This is a genomic window from Pseudoxanthomonas sp. JBR18, from assembly GCF_028198165.1.
In the GTDB taxonomy this organism is placed as follows: domain Bacteria; phylum Pseudomonadota; class Gammaproteobacteria; order Xanthomonadales; family Xanthomonadaceae; genus Pseudoxanthomonas_A.
This window is the reverse complement of sequence record NZ_CP116339.1, coordinates 2,696,511-2,709,739: the sequence shown is the minus strand read 5'-3', so window position 1 is coordinate 2,709,739 and position 13,229 is coordinate 2,696,511. Positions and strand designations below refer to the sequence as shown.

Genomic DNA, 13,229 nt, shown 5'->3' with positions numbered 1-13,229 from the left:
CCTTGATTACTCCTGGACGCTGCCGCCGGCAGCTTCGATCGCGGCCTTCGCACCAGCCGTGGCCAGCACGCCCTTCAGGGTGAAGGCCTTGGTGAGGTCGCCCTTCTTCACGATCTTGGCGCGCTTGGCGGTGCTGGGCACCAGCTTGGCGGCACGCAGTGCGGCGAAGTCGATCTCACCGGCTTCCAGACGGTCCAGCTGGTAGGACAGCACCTCGGCGGTGTCCTTCTTGAGCTTGGAACGGAAACCGACCTTGGGCAGACGCTTGATCAGCGGCATCTGGCCGCCTTCGAACTTCGCCTTGATCTTGCCCTTACCGGCGCGGGCGAACGAACCCTTGTGGCCGCGACCGGCAGTCTTGCCCAGGCCCGAACCGATACCACGACCGACGCGCTTGCGCTCGGTGCGGGCGCCTTCGACGGGCGCGAGAGTGTTGAGACGCATAGTGATTACTCCTCGACGCGGACGAGGTAGTGAACCTTGGCGATCAGGCCGCGCACCTGCGGGCTGTCCTTGAGTTCACGCACATCGTTGAGCTTGTTCAGACCCAGCGCCTTCACCGACAGACGGTGACGGGACTGGGAGCCACGCAGGCCACGCACCAGGCGGACCTTGACGGTCTTGTGGGACTCATTAGCCATGGGTAAGTTCCTCCACCGACTTGCCACGCTTGGCCGCGATACGGGCCGGCGACTGCATGTCTTCCAGGCCACGCAGGGTGGCGCGGACCAGGTTGATGGGGTTACGCGAGCCGACCGCCTTGGCCAGCACGTTCTTCACGCCCACTGCCTCGAGCACGGCGCGCATGGCGCCACCGGCGATCACACCGGTACCTTCGGAGGCCGGCTGCATGAACACGCGGGCCGCGCCGTGGCCGGCCTTGACCGGGTGCCACAAGGTGCCGTTGTTCAGCTCGACGTTGAGCATCCCCTTGCGGGCGTACTCCATCGACTTCTGGATGGCAACCGGAACCTCACGGGCCTTGCCGTAGCCGAAGCCGATGCGGCCGTTGCCATCGCCGACCACGGTCAGCGCGGTGAAGGTGAACTGGCGACCGCCCTTGACCGTCTTGCTGACGCGGTTGACCGCGATCAGCTTCTCGATCATGCCGTCGTCGACTTTCTCTTCGCGGTTGCGATCACGCCCGCGGGAACGTTCTTCTGCCATGTTGGTTTCCTGTTGAAAGGGTCTGTACGGCTGGGCCGCTTATCGTTGTGGTCTACCGCTGTGTTGCGTCTCGCGGCTGCATAAGAGCCGCGGCGCCCGGCGCACCCGCGCCGGCAGGAGGTGCGTGGGGACAAGCCCCACGCGATTCAAGCTTAGAACTGCAGGCCGCCTTCGCGCGCGGCATCGGCCAGCGCCTTGACGCGGCCGTGGTAGCGGTAGCCGGAACGGTCGAAGGCGACCTTCTCGACACCAGCTGCCTTGGCGCGCTCGGCGATCAGCTTGCCGACCTTGGCGGCGGCATCGGCGTTCTTGCCGTTCTTCAGGCCATCCTTCACGTCGGCCTGGAGGGTGTTGGCGGAGGCCAGCACCTTGGAGCCGTCGGCGGTGAAAACCTGCGCGTACAGGTGCTGACCGGTGCGCAGCACGCTCAGACGCGGAACGCCGAGCTTGCGGATGTGGGCACGGGTCGACTTGGCGCGACGCAGACGGGCAGTGTTCTTGATGCTCATGATCTTGATCCTCGGGAAGGAGAAGCGCCTTAGGCCTTCTTGGCTTCCTTGCGAATGATGGTTTCGTCGGAGTACTTCACGCCCTTGCCCTTGTAGGGTTCCGGCGGACGGAAACCGCGGATCTTGGCGGCAACCTCACCGACGCGCTGCTTGTCTGCGCCCTGCACCAGGATTTCGGTCTGGGTCGGGGTCGCCAGGGTGATGCCCTCGGGCGCCTTGAACAGCACCGGGTGCGAGAACCCCAGCGACAGGTTCAGGTCAGCGCCCTGCATGGCGGCGCGATAACCCACGCCGACCAGCTCCAGCTTGCGCTCGAACCCTTCCGACACGCCCTTGACCATGTTGGCCAGGATCGCGCGGATGGTGCCGGTGATGGCTTCGTGCTCAGCGGTCGCCGGCGACAGGCTGATCACGCCATTCTCGTTGGACAGGCTCACGCCCTGGGGCTGAGCGAGCGTCAGCGAGCCCTTCGGGCCCTTGGCGGTGATCGTGCCGTTGGCGGTATTGACTTCGGTACCCTTCGGCAGGGTGATTGGCTTCTTGGCGACGCGGGACATGTCAGTCTCCTTCCCTTAGGCCACGAAGCACAGGACTTCACCGCCGACGCCCTGCTGGCGCGCCTGCGCATCGGTCATGATGCCTTTGGACGTGGAAATGATGGCAACGCCCAGGCCATTGAGCACCTTGGGCAGTTCGTCCTTGCCGCGATACTGGCGCAGGCCCGAACGGGACACACGCTTGAGCGTGTCGATAACCGGCTTGCCCTCGAAGTACTTGAGGACGATCTCGAGCTCAGCCTTGTTGTTCTCGGTCTTGGTGACGCGCGAGTCGGTGATGTAGCCCTCGGACTTGAGGACACCGGCAATGGCGACCTTGATGTTGGAGGACGGCATCTTCACCGTCTGCTTGCCGACGGCCGCCGCATTACGAATGCGGACGAACATGTCGGCGATGGGATCAGTCATGCTCATGTGCGATTCCTATGAGTGCACCGATATCCGCTTTCGCGAAGATCTTGGGTTGTGGAGGCCGGGCTCGGGGCCCTGCCCTTGCGGGATTGACTTCCGCATCGAAGCCCGGCCACGCGACGGAGGCCAGGCTATCGGAAGGTGAAGAATCCGGGGCGCGGATTCTACACCATAACTGCCGTGCGTGTTACCAGCTGGCCTTGCGCAGGCCGGGCACGTCGCCGCGCATGGTGGCTTCGCGCAGCTTGTTGCGGGCCAGGCCGAACTTGCTGTACACGGCGCGCGGGCGGCCGGACAGCTCGCAGCGGGTGCGGAAACGGCTCGGCGAGGAGTCGCGTGGCAGCTTCTGCAGCTTGGTGGACGCCTCGATCTTCTCTTCGTAGGACGCATCCTGACTGGAGATGATCTTCTTCAGCTCATCGCGCTTGGCCGCGTACTTCTTGGCCAGCTTCGCCCGCTTCAGGTCGCGGTTGACCATGGAGGTCTTTGCCATGTGGTTTTCCTCGACTTAGTTGCGGAACGGGAACTTGAAGGCTTCGAGCAGCGCCCGGGCCTCGGCGTCGGTCTTGGCGGTGGTGGTGATGGCAATGTCCATACCACGCACGGCGTCAACCTGGTCGAAGTCGATTTCCGGGAAGATGATCTGCTCCTTGACGCCCATGTTGAAGTTGCCACGGCCGTCGAAGGAACGACCGGACACGCCACGGAAGTCGCGCACGCGCGGCAGCGCGATGCTCACCAGGCGGTCCAGGAACTCATACATGTGCGCGCGGCGCAGGGTGACCTTGCAGCCGATCGGCCAGCCGTCACGGATCTTGAAGGACGCCACCGACACGCGCGACTTGGTGGTGATCGGCTTCTGGCCGGAGATCTTGGCCAGATCGGCGACGGCGTTTTCCAGGATCTTCTTGTTGGTCGCCGCTTCACCCACACCCATGTTGATGGTGATCTTGGTGATCTTCGGGACTTCCATCGGATTGGCGTAACCGAACTTCTTGGTCAAGTTCGGAACGACCTCTTCCTTATAGATTTTTTCGAGACGAGTGGTCATGACCTCATTCCTCAGGCGTCAAGCGCCTCACCGCTGGAGCGGAACACACGCAGTTTGCGTCCATCCTCCAGCACCTTGAAACCAACGCGCTCGCCCTTGCCGGAATCGGCATTGAACAGGGCAACGTTGGAGATATGGATCGAGGCTTCGCGCTCGACGACGCCGCCGGCGACACCCGCCTGCGGGTTCGGCTTGGTGTGGCGCTTGACGATGTTCACGTTGGACACGACCACACGGTCGCCATCCACACGCAGCACGTCGCCCTGCTTGCCCTTGTCCTTGCCGGTGATGACGACCACCTGGTCGCCCTTCTTGATACGGTTAGCCATTGTGATTTCCTCCGCTCACAGCACTTCGGGTGCGAGCGAGACGATCTTCATGAACTTCTCGGAGCGCAGTTCGCGGGTCACCGGTCCGAAGATACGGGTGCCGATCGGCTCCTGCTTGTTGTTCAGCAGGACGGCGGCGTTGCCGTCGAAGCGGATCAGCGAGCCGTCGGCACGACGCACACCCTTGCGGGTACGCACGACCACGGCGTCATAGACCTCGCCCTTCTTGACCTTGCCGCGCGGGATCGCGTCCTTGACGGTGACCTTGATGATGTCGCCGATGCCGGCATAACGGCGCTTGGAACCACCCAGCACCTTGATGCACATCAGCTCCTTGGCACCGGAGTTGTCGGCCGCATCGAGATAGCTCTGCATCTGGATCATGATTCAGACTCCTCTTATTCGGCCGCGCGGGCGACGATCTCGACCACGCTCCAGTTCTTGGTCTTGGACATCGGCGCCACCTCAACCACGCGGACCAGGTCGCCTTCGTTACAGGCGTTGTCCGCGTCATGGGCGTGCAGCTTGGTCGAGCGCTTGATGTACTTGCCGTACAGGGCGTGCTTGACCTGACGCTCCACCAGAATGGTGACCGTCTTGTCCATCTTGTTGCTCACGACACGACCTTCGATCGTGCGCTGCGTCTTCTGTTCGTTGTCACTCATGTCGGCGGTCCTTACTTCTTGCTGCCGAGCAGGGTCTTGACGCGAGCGATCTCGCGGCGGACCCGGCGGGTTTCGTGGGTCTTCGGCAGCTGGCCGGTGGCCTTCTGCATACGCAGGGAGAATTGCTCCTTGCGCAGCTCACCCAGATGGGCATTCAGCTCGTCGGCCGACTTCTCGCGGAGTTCGTTGATAGCCATTAGCGCACCGTCCGGGTCACAAAGGTGGTGGTGACCGAGAGCTTGGCGGCGGCCAGGCGGAACGCCTCGCGCGCGGTTGCTTCGTCGACGCCCTCGATTTCATAGATCATGCGGCCCGGCTGGATCTGGGCCACCCAATACTCCACGTTGCCCTTACCGGAGCCCATGCGGACCTCGATCGGCTTCTTGGTGATGGGCTTGTCGGGGAACACGCGGATCCACATCTTGCCGCCGCGCTTGACGTAGCGGCTGATGGAACGGCGCGCGGCCTCGATCTGGCGCGCGGTCAGCTGACCGTGCGCGGTGGCCTTCAGGCCGTACTCGCCGAATGAGACGAGGTTTCCGCTCCAGCTCAGGCCGTCATTGCGGCCCTTGTGCATCTTGCGGTACTTGGTTCGCTTGGGTTGCAACATTGCCGGTTACCTCGCGTCACGATCGCGGGACGGGCGCGAAGGACGGTCACCACGCTCGGGGCGCGAATCGTCCTGCTTCTCCTGACCCACCTGGCTGAAGTCGAACACTTCGCCCTTGTAGACCCACACCTTGATGCCGATGATGCCGTAGGTGGTCTTCGCTTCGGCAAAGCCGTAGTCGATGTCGGCGCGCAGGGTGTGCAGCGGCACACGGCCTTCGCGATACCACTCGGAACGGGCGATCTCGGCGCCGTTCAGACGGCCGGCGACGTTGACCTTGATGCCCAGGGCACCCAGGCGGATCGCGTTGCCGACGGCGCGCTTCATCGCGCGGCGGAACATGATGCGGCGCTCGAGCTGCTGGGCGATGGACTCGGCCACCAGCTGGGCGTCCAGCTCGGGCTTGCGCACTTCGGTGACGTTGATGTGCGCCGGAACGCCCATCATCTGGCTCACTTCCTTGCGCAGCTTCTCGATGTCCTCACCGCGCTTGCCGATCACCACGCCCGGACGGGCGGTGTGGATCGTCACGCGCGCGGTCTTGGCCGGACGCTCGATCATGATCTTGCTGATGCCGGCCTGGGCGAGCTTCTTGCGAAGCATCTCGCGAACCTTCAGGTCAGCGGCCAGATAGCTGGCGTAGTCGCCCTTGTTGGCGTACCACTTGGAGTTCCAGTCCTTGGAGATGCCCAGGCGGATACCGGTCGGATGTACTTTATGGCCCATAGTCTTATTTGCCCTTGCCTTCGCCCACCACCACGGTGATGTGGCTGGTGCGCTTGAGGATGCGCGTGCCCCGGCCCTTGGCGCGGGCCATGAAACGCTTCAGCGTCGGGCCCTCGTCGACCATGATGGTCTGGACCTTCAGCTCGTCGACGTCGGCGCCCTGGTTGTTCTCGGCGTTGGCGATTGCCGACTCCACTACCTTCTTGATCAGGTGGGCGGCCTTCTTGTCCGAGAACTTCAGCAGGTTGACGGCGCGCTCGGCCGACAGACCACGCACCTGGTCAGCGACCAGGCGGGCCTTCTGCGGGGAGATGCGCGCGGTGCGCAGGATGGCTTTCGCTTCCATTGTCATCTCTCCTTAGCGCTTGCCGCCGGCTTTCTTGTCGCCGCCATGACCCTTGAAGGTCCGGGTGACGGCAAACTCGCCGAGCTTGTGGCCGACCATGTTCTCGTTGACCAGCACCGGAACGTGGTTCTTGCCGTTGTGCACGGCGATGGTGAAACCCACCATCTCCGGCAGGATCATGGAGCGACGCGACCAGGTCTTGATCGGACGCTTGCTACCGGCCGCAGCCTCCACCTTCTTGACGAGGTGGTGATCGACGAACGGGCCTTTCTTGAGTGAACGTGCCATGGTCGATTAGCCCCTACGATCGCGGACGATGAATTGCTGCGTGCGCTTGTTATGGCGCGTCTTGTAACCCTTGGTCGGCACACCCCAGGGGGTGACCGGATGCGGGTTGCCCTGGCCAGCCTTGGCCTCACCACCGCCGTGCGGATGGTCGACCGGGTTCATGGCCGCACCGCGGACGGTCGGGCGAACGCCACGCCAGCGCTTGGCACCAGCCTTACCGAGCTTCTCGAGGCTGTGCTCGTCGTTGCCGACTTCGCCGATCGTGGCGCAGCACTCGGCCGGCACCTTGCGCATTTCGCCAGAACGCAGGCGCAGCGTGGCAAAGCCCTGCTCACGCGCGACCAGCTGGACCGAGGCGCCGGCGGCACGAGCGATCTGCGCGCCCTTGCCCACCTTCAGCTCGATGCAATGCACCGTGGTGCCGACCGGGATGTTCAGCAGCGGCAGGGTGTTGCCGGTGCGGATCGGGGCGTCACGGCCCGCGATCACCTGGTCGCCGGCCTTCAGGCCCTTGGGCGCGATGATGTAGCGGCGCTCACCGTCGACGTAGCACAGCAGCGCGATGTGCGCGGTGCGGTTCGGGTCGTACTCGATCCGCTCGACGCGGGCCGGAATGCCGACCTTGTCGCGCTTGAAGTCGATGATGCGGTAGTGCTGCTTGTGGCCACCGCCGACGTGGCGGGTGGTGATCCGGCCGTGGTGGTTGCGACCGCCGGACTTGCTCTGCTTCTCCAGGAGCGGAGCGTGCGGAGCACCCTTGTGCAGGTCGGGCGTCACTACACGCACAGCCGAACGACGGCCGGGAGAAGTGGGTTTGAATTTCATCAATGGCATGTGGGTCTACCTCAGGCCGTGGCCGACACGTCGATGGCCTGGCCATCGGCCAGACGCACGTACGCCTTGCGCCAGTCGCCGCGACGGCCACCGCGGTTACGGAAGGACTTGTTCTTGCCCTTGACGTTCACCACGTTGACGGCCTCGACCTTGACGTCGAACAGCTGCTCGACCGCGGCCTTGATGTCGGCCTTGGTGGAGTCGTTCGAGACTTCGAAGACATACTGATTGGAAACTTCCTGCAGACGTGCAGTCTTTTCGGACACGCGCGGGGCGCGCAGCACGCTGAAGATTTTTTCGTTGCTGATCATGCCAGCCACTCCTCGATCTTCTTCACCGCATCAGCAGTGATCACGACGGTGTCGGCACCGACCAGCGAAGCCGGATCCAGGCCCTGCACGTCACGCACTTCGACGTAAGGCAGGTTGCGGGCCGACAGGTACAGGTGCTCGGAGGCATCCTCGGTCACGATCAGCGGACGCTTGCCGACGTTCAGATCCTTGAGCTTGGAAATCAGGCCCTTGGTGTTGGACGCCTCGACATCAAACGCGTCGACGACGGTCAGGCGATCCTGGCGAGCCAGCTCGCTGAGGATGGCCTTCATCGCGGCGCGGTACATCTTGCGGTTGACCTTCTGATCGAAGCTGCGCGGCTTGGCCGCAAAGGTCACGCCGCCGCCCACGAAGATCGGAGCCGTGAGGGCGCCATGACGCGCGCCGCCGCCCTTCTGCTTCTTGGACTTCTTGGTGGTGCCGTTGACTTCCGAACGGGTCTTCTGGGCCTTGGTGCCCGCGCGACCGGCGTTGCGGTAGGCGACGACGACCTGGTGGACCAGGTCCTGACTGAATTCGCGGCCGAACACTTCGTCGGAGACCGACAGTTTGTTGGCGCTGCCGTTAATGGCGAGTTCCATGTTGGTTCTCCTTATGCCTTGCTCGCCGGACGCACGATCACGTCACCACCCGGCGCGCCCGGCACGGCACCGCGGATGGCGATGAGGCCACGCTCGGCGTCCACGCGGACGACTTCCAGGTTCTGCGTGCTCTGCTGCACGGCGCCCATGTGGCCAGACATCTTCTTGCCCGGGAACACGCGACCAGGGGTCTGGCGCTGACCCAGCGAACCCGGCGCGCGATGCGACAGCGAGTTACCGTGGGTGGCGTCGCCCATGCGGAAGTTCCAGCGCTTGATCGTGCCCTGAAAGCCCTTGCCCTTGGTCACGCCCTGGACGTCGACCTTCTGGCCCACTTCAAAGATGTCGGCCTTGATCTCGCCGCCAACGCTGAAGTCGCCGATCTTGTCGGCTTCCACGCGCAGCTCCCACAGACCACGACCGGCTTCGACCTTGGCCTTGGCCAGGTGTCCGGCGACCGGCTTGGTCACCAGCGAGGCGCGACGCGTCCCCACGGCCACCTGCACGGCACTGTAGCCGTCGGTTTCAGCGGTCTTGATCTGGGTGATGCGGTTCGGGGTGGCTTCGATCAGGGTCACCGGAATGGACTTGCCGTCCTCGGTGAATACCCGGGTCATGCCGGCCTTGCGGCCAACGATGCCCAACGAAAATTTCTTCGCAGTCATGGTCGGTGCCTTTAGGTCAGCTTGATCTGGACGTCAACGCCAGCCGCCAGCTCGAGCTTCATCAGCGCGTCGACGGTCTTGTCGTTGGGATCGACGATATCCAGCACGCGCTTGTGCGTGCGGGTCTCGTACTGGTCACGCGCGTCCTTATCGGCGTGCGGGGAGACCAAGATGGTGTAGCGTTCAATCTTGGTGGGAAGCGGGATCGGGCCGCGCACTTGCGCGCCGGTCCGCTTGGCCGTTTCGACGATCTCGCTTGCCGAGCGGTCGATCAGGCGATGATCGTAGGCCTTGAGCCTGATACGGATCTTCTGGTCCGCCATGACGGTTTCCTGTGTTGAAAGAGCGACGGGCGCGGCCTCTGGGATGCCTTGCCCCGGTAATGGTCCACGTGCTTTTCGAAGTCCCTGCGCCTGGTGCCACCTGAGCCAGATGGCGCGCCGGGGCCGAGAAGGCCCGGGAATCTTCCTGACAAACAAGGCAGACCGATGAACGGCCTGCCCAGACGGAAAAGTATAGAACGCGCGAAACGCGCCGTCAACTACCCGGACGCACGCTGGCACGGAAGCGGACTTTCGCACCAGTGCTTCACGCATCAACTTCCTGTCTGGCGAACACGAGGCGCTTCCTGCACCTCTTTTCGCGGTAAGCCAGCCACTTCTCCCAGGGAGGGGCCGGCGGATACTGCTCTCCGACGCGCCACCCCGCCGGGGTGGCGCTGGGGATCTTACTTGATGACCTTGGCCACCACGCCGGCGCCGACCGTACGGCCACCTTCGCGGATCGCGAAGCGCAGGCCGTCGTCCATCGCCACCGGGTTGATCAGGGTGACCTTCATCTTCACATTGTCACCCGGCATCACCATCTCGGTGCCTTCCGGCAGCTCGATCGCACCGGTGATGTCGGTGGTGCGGAAGTAGAACTGCGGACGGTAGCCCTTGAAGAACGGGGTATGACGGCCACCCTCGTCCTTGGACAGCACGTACACCTCGGCCTCGAACTCGGTGTGCGGGGTGATCGAACCCGGCTTGGCCAGCACCTGGCCACGCTCGACGTCGTCACGCTTGGTGCCGCGCAGCAGCAGACCGGCGTTGTCACCTGCCTGGCCCTGGTCCAGCAGCTTGCGGAACATTTCCACGCCGGTCACGGTGGTCTTCTGGGTCGGGCGGATACCGACGATCTCGATTTCCTCGCCCACCTTGATCACACCGCGCTCGATACGACCGGTCACCACGGTGCCGCGGCCGGAGATCGAGAACACGTCTTCCACCGGCATCAGGAAGGTCTTGTCCACATCGCGCTCGGGCGTCGGGATGAAGGTGTCCAGCGCCTCGACCAGCTTCAGGATCGCCGGCACGCCGATCTCGCTCTGGTCGCCTTCCAGCGCCAGGCGGGCCGAACCATGGATGATCGGGGTGTCATCGCCCGGGAAGTCGTACTTGCTCAGCAGCTCGCGCACTTCCATTTCCACCAGCTCGAGCAGCTCGGCGTCGTCCACCATGTCGGCCTTGTTCAGGAACACGACGATGTACGGCACGCCGACCTGACGCGACAGCAGGATGTGCTCGCGGGTCTGCGGCATCGGGCCGTCGGCGGCCGAGCACACCAGGATCGCGCCGTCCATCTGGGCCGCACCGGTGATCATGTTCTTCACGTAGTCGGCGTGGCCCGGGCAGTCCACGTGGGCGTAGTGGCGGTTGTCCGATTCGTATTCCACGTGCGCGGTGGAGATCGTGATGCCGCGCGCCTTCTCTTCCGGCGCCGCGTCGATCGACGAATAGTCCTTGAACTCGCCACCGAAACGCTCGGCACCCACCTTGGTCAGTGCGGCGGTCAGCGTGGTCTTGCCATGGTCAACGTGACCGATGGTGCCCACGTTCACGTGCGGCTTGGTGCGCTCGAACTTACCCTTTGCCATTGTTGTTGTCCTTCAAATGTTGTCTGAATTGATGGTCTTGCCGAAGCGGTCGATTACTTCTTGGTGACCGCGTCAGCGATGTTGGCCGGCGCTTCGGCGTAGTGGTCGAACTCCATCGAGAACGTCGCGCGACCCTGCGACATCGAACGCAGCGTGGTGGCGTAGCCGAACATCTCGCCCAGCGGCACCATCGCGTTGATCTGCTTGCCCGACGGATTGTCGTCCTGGCCCTGCAGAATGCCGCGACGACGGCTCACGTCGCCCATCACGTCGCCCAGATACTCCTCGGGGGTGACGATCTCGACCTTCATCATCGGCTCCAGCAGCACCGGCGAGGCCTTGGCGAAGGCCTCCTTGAAGGCCATCGAGCCGGCGACCTTGAACGCCATTTCGTTGGAGTCGACGTCATGGAACGAACCATCGACCGCCTTGATGGCCACGTCGACCACCGGGAAGCCGGCCAGGACGCCATTCTTCAGCGCCTCTTCAATGCCCTTGCCCGCCGCGGCGACGTATTCCTTCGGCACCACGCCACCGACGATCGCGCTCTCGTAGCTGAAGCCCGCGCCACGCTCGGCCGGCTCCATCTCGATGACGATGTGGCCGTACTGGCCGCGACCACCGGACTGACGCACAAACTTGCCTTCCTGCTTGACGCCCTTGCGGATCGTCTCGCGGTAGGCCACCTGCGGCTTGCCCACGTTGGCTTCCACGTTGAACTCGCGCTTCATGCGGTCGACGAGGATTTCCAGATGCAGCTCACCCATGCCGGCGATGATGGTCTGGCCGGATTCCTCGTCGGTCCGCACGCGGAACGAGGGGTCTTCCTGCGCCAGGCGACCCAGGGCCAGGCCCATCTTCTCCTGGTCGGACTTGGTCTTCGGCTCCACCGCCATCGAAATGACGGGTTCCGGGAACACCATGCGCTCCAGGGTGATGATGTGATCCTGCGCGCACAGCGTGTCGCCGGTGGTGACGTCCTTCAGACCCACCGCCGCGGCGATGTCGCCCGCGCGCACTTCCTTGATCTCTTCACGATTGTTGGAGTGCATCTGCAGGATGCGGCCCACGCGCTCCTTCTTGGACTTGACCGGGTTGTAGACCTGGTCACCGGAGTTCAGCACGCCGGAGTAGACGCGGAAGAAGGTCAGCGAGCCCACGAACGGGTCGGTCATGATCTTGAACGCCAGGGCCGAGAAGGGCTCCTTGTCGTCGGACTTGCGGCTTGCTTCCTGCTCGTCCTCGTCGATGCCCTGCACCGGCGGCACGTCGACCGGCGACGGCAGCAGCTGGATCACGCCGTCGAGCATGGCCTGCACACCCTTGTTCTTGAAGGCCGTGCCGCAGTACACCGGCACGATCTCCACACGCAGGGTGCGCTGGCGCAGACCTTCCAGCACCTCGGCCTCGGACAACTCGCCCTCATTGAGGTACTTGTCCATCAACTCTTCGCTGGCTTCGGCGGCGGCTTCGATCATGAAGCTGCGTGCTTCGTCGGCCTGGGCCTGCAGATCGGCCGGGATGTCGCGATATTCGAACACGGTGCCCTGCGAGGCGGTATCCCAGTGGATCGCCTTCATCTTGACCAGGTCGATGACGCCCTCGAAGCCATCTTCGGCGCCGATCGGCACCTGCATCGGGACGGCATAGGCACCCAGGCGCGCCTTCAACTGGTCGACGACCTTGTTGAAGTTGGCACCGGTGCGGTCCATCTTGTTGACGAAGGCCAGGCGCGGGACGCGGTACTTGTTGGCCTGGCGCCACACGGTCTCGGACTGCGGCTGCACGCCGCCCACGGCGCACAGCACGAACACCGCACCATCGAGCACGCGCAGCGAACGCTCGACTTCGATGGTGAAGTCGACGTGGCCGGGGGTGTCGATGATGTTGAACCGGTGCTGCGGCATGGACTTGTCCATACCGCTCCAGAACGCGGTGGTCGCAGCGGAGGTGATCGTGATGCCACGCTCCTGCTCCTGCTCCATCCAGTCCATCGTGGCGGCGCCATCGTGCACTTCACCGATCTTGTGGCTGACGCCGGTGTAGAACAGGATGCGCTCCGACGTGGTGGTCTTGCCCGCGTCGATGTGGGCCATGATGCCGAAGTTGCGGTAACGCTCGATGGGAGTGGTGCGAGCCACGACAGTCTCTCTTTTTTGTTGAAAGAACGCCGCGCGAATAACGCGCGGACAGGGGCACTGGATCACCGGATTCCTAAAGACCGAACGCCGCCCTGCGGC

The 13,229-nt window shown here is 63.8% G+C and carries 23 protein-coding genes; all 23 read right to left on the bottom strand.

The window, feature by feature from the left end; translation table 11 throughout:
- Window positions 1-6 precede the first annotated feature (6 nt).
- Window positions 7-450, bottom strand: a complete 444-nt coding sequence (gene rplO, locus PJ250_RS12230) for a 50S ribosomal protein L15 (RefSeq protein WP_271648620.1) — start codon at window positions 448-450, stop codon at window positions 7-9.
- Complete coding sequence (rpmD, locus tag PJ250_RS12225) at window positions 450-641, bottom strand: 50S ribosomal protein L30 (protein ID WP_271644834.1); 192 nt, start codon at window positions 639-641, stop codon at window positions 450-452. Before rpmD ends, rplO begins: the two co-directional genes overlap by 1 nt.
- Window positions 634-1,167, bottom strand: a complete 534-nt coding sequence (gene rpsE, locus PJ250_RS12220; RefSeq protein ID WP_271644833.1) for a 30S ribosomal protein S5 — start codon at window positions 1,165-1,167, stop codon at window positions 634-636. Before rpsE ends, rpmD begins: the two co-directional genes overlap by 8 nt.
- A gap of 152 nt (window positions 1,168-1,319) precedes the next feature.
- Complete coding sequence (gene rplR / locus PJ250_RS12215; protein ID WP_271644832.1) at window positions 1,320-1,676, bottom strand: 50S ribosomal protein L18; 357 nt, start codon at window positions 1,674-1,676, stop codon at window positions 1,320-1,322.
- 29 nt (window positions 1,677-1,705) lie between these two features.
- On the bottom strand, window positions 1,706-2,233 hold the full coding sequence (gene rplF / locus PJ250_RS12210) for a 50S ribosomal protein L6 (protein ID WP_271644830.1): 528 nt from the start codon (window positions 2,231-2,233) through the stop codon (window positions 1,706-1,708).
- A gap of 15 nt (window positions 2,234-2,248) precedes the next feature.
- Entirely contained in the window at window positions 2,249-2,647 is a 399-nt protein-coding gene (gene rpsH / locus PJ250_RS12205) for a 30S ribosomal protein S8 (protein WP_271644829.1), read from the bottom strand.
- Window positions 2,648-2,831: 184 nt separating this feature from the next.
- Window positions 2,832-3,137, bottom strand: a complete 306-nt coding sequence (rpsN, locus tag PJ250_RS12200) for a 30S ribosomal protein S14 (protein ID WP_271644828.1) — start codon at window positions 3,135-3,137, stop codon at window positions 2,832-2,834.
- Window positions 3,138-3,152: 15 nt separating this feature from the next.
- Window positions 3,153-3,695, bottom strand: a complete 543-nt coding sequence (gene rplE, locus PJ250_RS12195; RefSeq protein ID WP_271644826.1) for a 50S ribosomal protein L5 — start codon at window positions 3,693-3,695, stop codon at window positions 3,153-3,155.
- An 11-nt stretch (window positions 3,696-3,706) separates the two neighbouring features.
- The gene (gene rplX / locus PJ250_RS12190) at window positions 3,707-4,024 is read right to left on the bottom strand and encodes a 50S ribosomal protein L24 (protein WP_271644825.1); all 318 of its coding nucleotides are present in this window, start codon (window positions 4,022-4,024) and stop codon (window positions 3,707-3,709) included.
- A gap of 15 nt (window positions 4,025-4,039) precedes the next feature.
- A complete protein-coding gene (rplN, locus tag PJ250_RS12185) occupies window positions 4,040-4,408 on the bottom strand; it encodes a 50S ribosomal protein L14 (RefSeq protein ID WP_014161372.1) in 369 nt (122 codons plus the stop codon).
- A gap of 14 nt (window positions 4,409-4,422) precedes the next feature.
- A complete protein-coding gene (gene rpsQ, locus PJ250_RS12180; RefSeq protein ID WP_271644821.1) occupies window positions 4,423-4,689 on the bottom strand; it encodes a 30S ribosomal protein S17 in 267 nt (88 codons plus the stop codon).
- Between the two features lie 11 nt (window positions 4,690-4,700).
- A complete protein-coding gene (gene rpmC / locus PJ250_RS12175) occupies window positions 4,701-4,886 on the bottom strand; it encodes a 50S ribosomal protein L29 (protein WP_271644820.1) in 186 nt (61 codons plus the stop codon).
- Complete coding sequence (gene rplP, locus PJ250_RS12170) at window positions 4,886-5,299, bottom strand: 50S ribosomal protein L16 (RefSeq protein WP_271644819.1); 414 nt, start codon at window positions 5,297-5,299, stop codon at window positions 4,886-4,888. Before rplP ends, rpmC begins: the two co-directional genes overlap by 1 nt.
- A 6-nt stretch (window positions 5,300-5,305) precedes the next feature.
- The gene (gene rpsC, locus PJ250_RS12165) at window positions 5,306-6,025 is read right to left on the bottom strand and encodes a 30S ribosomal protein S3 (RefSeq protein WP_271644818.1); all 720 of its coding nucleotides are present in this window, start codon (window positions 6,023-6,025) and stop codon (window positions 5,306-5,308) included.
- Between the two features lie 4 nt (window positions 6,026-6,029).
- On the bottom strand, window positions 6,030-6,371 hold the full coding sequence (gene rplV / locus PJ250_RS12160; RefSeq protein ID WP_130515975.1) for a 50S ribosomal protein L22: 342 nt from the start codon (window positions 6,369-6,371) through the stop codon (window positions 6,030-6,032).
- A 12-nt stretch (window positions 6,372-6,383) separates the two neighbouring features.
- Window positions 6,384-6,659, bottom strand: coding sequence for a 30S ribosomal protein S19 (gene rpsS / locus PJ250_RS12155; protein ID WP_271644817.1), 276 nt, complete (start codon window positions 6,657-6,659; stop codon window positions 6,384-6,386).
- Window positions 6,660-6,665: 6 nt separating this feature from the next.
- Entirely contained in the window at window positions 6,666-7,493 is an 828-nt protein-coding gene (gene rplB / locus PJ250_RS12150; RefSeq protein ID WP_271644816.1) for a 50S ribosomal protein L2, read from the bottom strand.
- Between the two features lie 11 nt (window positions 7,494-7,504).
- On the bottom strand, window positions 7,505-7,804 hold the full coding sequence (gene rplW / locus PJ250_RS12145; protein WP_271644815.1) for a 50S ribosomal protein L23: 300 nt from the start codon (window positions 7,802-7,804) through the stop codon (window positions 7,505-7,507).
- On the bottom strand, window positions 7,801-8,406 hold the full coding sequence (rplD, locus tag PJ250_RS12140; protein ID WP_271644814.1) for a 50S ribosomal protein L4: 606 nt from the start codon (window positions 8,404-8,406) through the stop codon (window positions 7,801-7,803). Before rplD ends, rplW begins: the two co-directional genes overlap by 4 nt.
- Window positions 8,407-8,417: 11 nt before the next feature.
- Window positions 8,418-9,071, bottom strand: a complete 654-nt coding sequence (gene rplC / locus PJ250_RS12135; protein ID WP_271644813.1) for a 50S ribosomal protein L3 — start codon at window positions 9,069-9,071, stop codon at window positions 8,418-8,420.
- A gap of 11 nt (window positions 9,072-9,082) precedes the next feature.
- Window positions 9,083-9,394, bottom strand: coding sequence for a 30S ribosomal protein S10 (rpsJ, locus tag PJ250_RS12130; RefSeq protein WP_014161383.1), 312 nt, complete (start codon window positions 9,392-9,394; stop codon window positions 9,083-9,085).
- A gap of 404 nt (window positions 9,395-9,798) precedes the next feature.
- The gene (tuf, locus tag PJ250_RS12125; RefSeq protein ID WP_271644792.1) at window positions 9,799-10,989 is read right to left on the bottom strand and encodes an elongation factor Tu; all 1,191 of its coding nucleotides are present in this window, start codon (window positions 10,987-10,989) and stop codon (window positions 9,799-9,801) included.
- 53 nt (window positions 10,990-11,042) lie between these two features.
- Window positions 11,043-13,130, bottom strand: coding sequence for an elongation factor G (gene fusA, locus PJ250_RS12120; RefSeq protein WP_271644804.1), 2,088 nt, complete (start codon window positions 13,128-13,130; stop codon window positions 11,043-11,045).
- Between the last annotated feature and the right edge of the window lie 99 nt (window positions 13,131-13,229).

Bases quoted from the DNA above. Each gene is read 5' to 3' on its own strand.
- rpmD (WP_271644834.1), bottom strand. From the start codon at position 641: ATGGCTAATGAGTCCCACAAGACCGTCAAGGTCCGCCTGGTGCGTGGC.
- rpsE (WP_271644833.1), bottom strand. From the start codon at position 1,167: ATGGCAGAAGAACGTTCCCGCGGGCGTGATCGCAACCGCGAAGAGAAA.
- rplR (WP_271644832.1), bottom strand. From the start codon at position 1,676: ATGAGCATCAAGAACACTGCCCGTCTGCGTCGCGCCAAGTCGACCCGT.
- rplF (WP_271644830.1), bottom strand. From the start codon at position 2,233: ATGTCCCGCGTCGCCAAGAAGCCAATCACCCTGCCGAAGGGTACCGAA.
- rpsH (WP_271644829.1), bottom strand. From the start codon at position 2,647: ATGAGCATGACTGATCCCATCGCCGACATGTTCGTCCGCATTCGTAAT.
- rpsN (WP_271644828.1), bottom strand. From the start codon at position 3,137: ATGGCAAAGACCTCCATGGTCAACCGCGACCTGAAGCGGGCGAAGCTG.
- rplE (WP_271644826.1), bottom strand. From the start codon at position 3,695: ATGACCACTCGTCTCGAAAAAATCTATAAGGAAGAGGTCGTTCCGAAC.
- rplX (WP_271644825.1), bottom strand. From the start codon at position 4,024: ATGGCTAACCGTATCAAGAAGGGCGACCAGGTGGTCGTCATCACCGGC.
- rplN (WP_014161372.1), bottom strand. From the start codon at position 4,408: ATGATCCAGATGCAGAGCTATCTCGATGCGGCCGACAACTCCGGTGCC.
- rpsQ (WP_271644821.1), bottom strand. From the start codon at position 4,689: ATGAGTGACAACGAACAGAAGACGCAGCGCACGATCGAAGGTCGTGTC.
- rpmC (WP_271644820.1), bottom strand. From the start codon at position 4,886: ATGGCTATCAACGAACTCCGCGAGAAGTCGGCCGACGAGCTGAATGCC.
- rplP (WP_271644819.1), bottom strand. From the start codon at position 5,299: ATGTTGCAACCCAAGCGAACCAAGTACCGCAAGATGCACAAGGGCCGC.
- rpsC (WP_271644818.1), bottom strand. From the start codon at position 6,025: ATGGGCCATAAAGTACATCCGACCGGTATCCGCCTGGGCATCTCCAAG.
- rplV (WP_130515975.1), bottom strand. From the start codon at position 6,371: ATGGAAGCGAAAGCCATCCTGCGCACCGCGCGCATCTCCCCGCAGAAG.
- rpsS (WP_271644817.1), bottom strand. From the start codon at position 6,659: ATGGCACGTTCACTCAAGAAAGGCCCGTTCGTCGATCACCACCTCGTC.
- rplB (WP_271644816.1), bottom strand. From the start codon at position 7,493: ATGCCATTGATGAAATTCAAACCCACTTCTCCCGGCCGTCGTTCGGCT.
- rplW (WP_271644815.1), bottom strand. From the start codon at position 7,804: ATGATCAGCAACGAAAAAATCTTCAGCGTGCTGCGCGCCCCGCGCGTG.
- rplD (WP_271644814.1), bottom strand. From the start codon at position 8,406: ATGGAACTCGCCATTAACGGCAGCGCCAACAAACTGTCGGTCTCCGAC.
- rplC (WP_271644813.1), bottom strand. From the start codon at position 9,071: ATGACTGCGAAGAAATTTTCGTTGGGCATCGTTGGCCGCAAGGCCGGC.
- rpsJ (WP_014161383.1), bottom strand. From the start codon at position 9,394: ATGGCGGACCAGAAGATCCGTATCAGGCTCAAGGCCTACGATCATCGC.
- tuf (WP_271644792.1), bottom strand. From the start codon at position 10,989: ATGGCAAAGGGTAAGTTCGAGCGCACCAAGCCGCACGTGAACGTGGGC.